The following is a 3,189-nucleotide window of genomic DNA, read 5'->3' on the forward strand; positions in this document are numbered from 1 at the left end:
GTGCTCGAACTAGCACGGACGATGTCGGCGTGGTTCTTCGCCGAAGGAGAGTTCGTGCGCGTTACCTGAGCAAGCGCAGGAATGCTTGTAGCAGAGTCGGGACGGGGAGCCGGCGAACTCGCCGTGCTTCACCCGCCCGCTCAATCCCTTCGCTATCCGCAGATGGTCTGTCGCATAGCCACGATAAGCGACGCCTGTCGCGTCGGCGACGTTTTCCCAGTGCCGAGTAAGTGAATTTGTCAGATCCGCTTGCGGTGATCTCGCCCCCGAAAATCGCGGAGGGCCATCTGCTTTGATTTGGCCGGCCGGAACCAGATGGCGGAGCGTCGAACAACGCGCATTGGCCGGTCACTGCCCGACGCGGTCGCCCGAAACCGACCCTCTCCGGACGGCGGACCCGGCGTCACCTCTTCCGTACCCGGTCCGCGCCAGCGGAGCCTCCCCTGCGGATTCGGTTTATCGGGTGGGTTGAGGCCGGCAGCGATCTGGACTCAACCCGCGTGATCAAACAGTATAGGAATGCCAGATTAACTCACCTGCTGACAGTGTGGGCCATCCTCGAGTTTTAACTGAAGCGACGCTGCCAACCTCGCGCCGGTGCAGTTTGCCCATCGCGACAGAAACAGGTGGTTTTGGACGTTCAGCGGCGCTTGTCTGAACGCGGACATCAAGACGACGACCGGAAGAAGCGACTGTGGGATGATCCCAGTCGTGTGCGTCCGCTCGGGAAACCTCCTTTGCATGCCACCTGACGCACCGCGAATACCTTGGTCCCGCTGCTATGTGAACCGTGGAGAGAGCAAACATGGACTGGAATCGCTGGTACAGCTTAAAGAGCTACCTAAGGTCTTCGCTGTGGACTGTGCCGCTCATCGCGATCGCGATTTATGCCGCGGTGAAGCCGGTGGCTGAAATGGTGGGGAGATGGATGACCAGGCAAGGGTCCCTCGACGCGAAAACCAGCCTTCTTGGCCTGTCGATGACCGGGGCGCGGTCGCTGCTCGGTGACATCGTTTCTGCAGACCTGGCGTTTCTGGTGTTCACGTTCGGTTCGCTGCTCGTCGCAATCCAGGTCGCCGGCGGGCAGTACACCCCGCGGATCATCGCAACGACGTTGCTGCGCGATAATGTCATCCGTAGCATCTCGGGCATCTTCGTTTTCACACTGCTGTTCGCCAATAGAACCGCGGGCTGGATGGGTGAGAACGAGGTACTCCAGCTTCAAGTCTTCATTGCAGCGCTATTTGGATTCACTTCTGTCGTCGCTTTCCTTTTCCTCATCGACTACGCGGCGAAATTTCTGCGCCCTGTCAGCCTCGTTGCTCGCGTTGGGGAGCAAGGGATCGCGGTCATTGAGAGCGTTTATCCCGCCCCGTCTGCGGGTGTGATTATCGCGCCGGAACGTGACACAGAGCGAGGCGCACCCGAACGCATCGTTCGCCAGCGCGGGAAGTCCGGCATCGTTCTGGCCGTGAATCTGGAAAGGCTGGTGGCGAAGGCGCGGCGCGCTGACGTAGTCATCGAATTCGTGCCGCAAGTCGGTGATTTCGTCGCCGTGGATGAACCCTTGTTCTATTTGTATGGGAACTCCGACGCAATCGATGACAACAGGCTGCGCACGCTTGTCGCTTTCGGGACGGAGCGCACGATGGAGCAGGACCCTATGTTCGCGTTTCGCATCCTGGTCGATATTGCGCTAAAAGCGCTGTCGGCGGCAATCAACGATCCGACCACTGCCGTGCTTGCGATCGATCAGTTACACCGACTATTGCGCATGGTGGGTAGACGGTCTTTGCGCGTTGAGGAGATCGAGGATAGTTCGGGGCGGGTGCGCGTGATCTTGCGAACGCCCAATTGGGAAGATTTCGTGCACATCAGTTTCCGCGAGATACGACAGTATGGCGCGAGCAGCATCCAAATCGCGCGGCGTCTGCGCGCTGCGATAGAGAACCTCATCCAGAGCCTGCCGGAGCATCGTCATGACGCATTGCGCGTTGAGTTGGCACTGATCGACCGCGCGATTGCCAAGAATCATCCATTTCCGGAAGACCTGGCTTTGGCCCGCATCCCCGACTCGCAAGGGCTTGGAGGTTCGGCTGTCTCGACGACAAGTAACTATCAACTGGCCCCTTCGGAGGCAAGCCGTGCGCAAATTGATAATGGGCATCGTTGAATTCCGCGAGAAAATGCTGCCGCAATACGCGAAGCAGTTCAGCAAACTCGCGCTTGCGCAGACGCCTGATGCGCTCTTCATCACCTGCTCGGACAGTCGGGTTGTGCCGGACCTACTTGCCTCGACCCATCCGGGCGATCTGTTCACGATGCGCAATGTCGGCAATCTGATACCACCAGCAACTGCGGAGGGGACCTCTACCGGTGACCTTTCGGAGGCAAGCGCAATCGAGTATGCGGTGCTAGTGCTGAAAGTTGCGAATATTGTTGTGTGCGGGCATTCGGAGTGTGGTGCAATGAAAGCCGTTTATACACGCAACGCCAAGCTGAAAGCGCCGAACCTCGATAAATGGCTGTTCCACGCCAACAACGCGGCGTTTCGCCTCGAACACGAAGGTCCGCTCGACGAGAGATTGAAACCGCACGATCAATTGTCGCAACTCAACGTCCTTGTGCAGCTTGAGCATCTGATGACATACCCGATCGTCCACCAGCAGGTCACTGCAGGCGCACTGGTATTAATCGGCTGGTGGTTCGACATCGCGACGGGCGACATGTATGCCTATGAGCGCACGAGCCGCTCATTCGAAGTCATCGACCGCGCGATGGCTGATCGAATGATTGCGCGCCTTGCTGCACGGGCGCGGTGAAGGCGCGAAAAACGCTTCTTCACGAGAGCCTTCTTGGGAGTCCGTAGGCTAGCAGAGGCGAGAATGGCATGGCGCGAGGTTTATTGGAGACGTGACTGACATGTTTTGCGCACGAAAGACCGCTGTCTAAGGCGGAGCCGACATTTGGATGCCCCATGAAGGCGCGAACCAATGTCCGTAACTGGCCGAGAGCACCAGTTCAATGAAGGTTGTGGAGATCTCCTCGCGGGCGGCCATCGTGACGCCGCCGTCAACGTGTGCAGTCGGCCAACTGCGGCCGATCGTCGATTGAGCCTGTCATAAATTTCGTGTTCAAGGCATAACATGTGCGAAAAGGAGCATGTATGCCACGCAAACCGAAAGCTGC

Annotated in this window: 2 protein-coding genes; both read left to right on the forward strand. The window is 58.5% G+C overall.

The annotated features are described in order from the left end of the window. Positions 1–805: 805 nt before the first annotated feature. On the forward strand, positions 806–2,173 hold the full coding sequence (locus AWB74_RS43750) for a DUF2254 domain-containing protein (RefSeq protein WP_061152699.1): 1,368 nt from the start codon (positions 806–808) through the stop codon (positions 2,171–2,173). Beyond that, the gene (locus tag AWB74_RS43755; protein ID WP_061152700.1) at positions 2,145–2,822 is read left to right on the forward strand and encodes a carbonic anhydrase; all 678 of its coding nucleotides are present in this window, start codon (positions 2,145–2,147) and stop codon (positions 2,820–2,822) included. Before AWB74_RS43750 ends, AWB74_RS43755 begins: the two co-directional genes overlap by 29 nt. Positions 2,823–3,189 lie beyond the last annotated feature (367 nt).

The organism is Caballeronia arvi (genome assembly GCF_001544695.2).
GTDB lineage: Bacteria > Pseudomonadota > Gammaproteobacteria > Burkholderiales > Burkholderiaceae > Caballeronia > Caballeronia arvi.

Excerpts from the sequence above, each read along its gene's own strand:
- AWB74_RS43750 (WP_061152699.1), top strand. The coding sequence starts at position 806 with ATGGACTGGAATCGCTGGTACAGCTTAAAGAGCTACCTAAGGTCTTCG.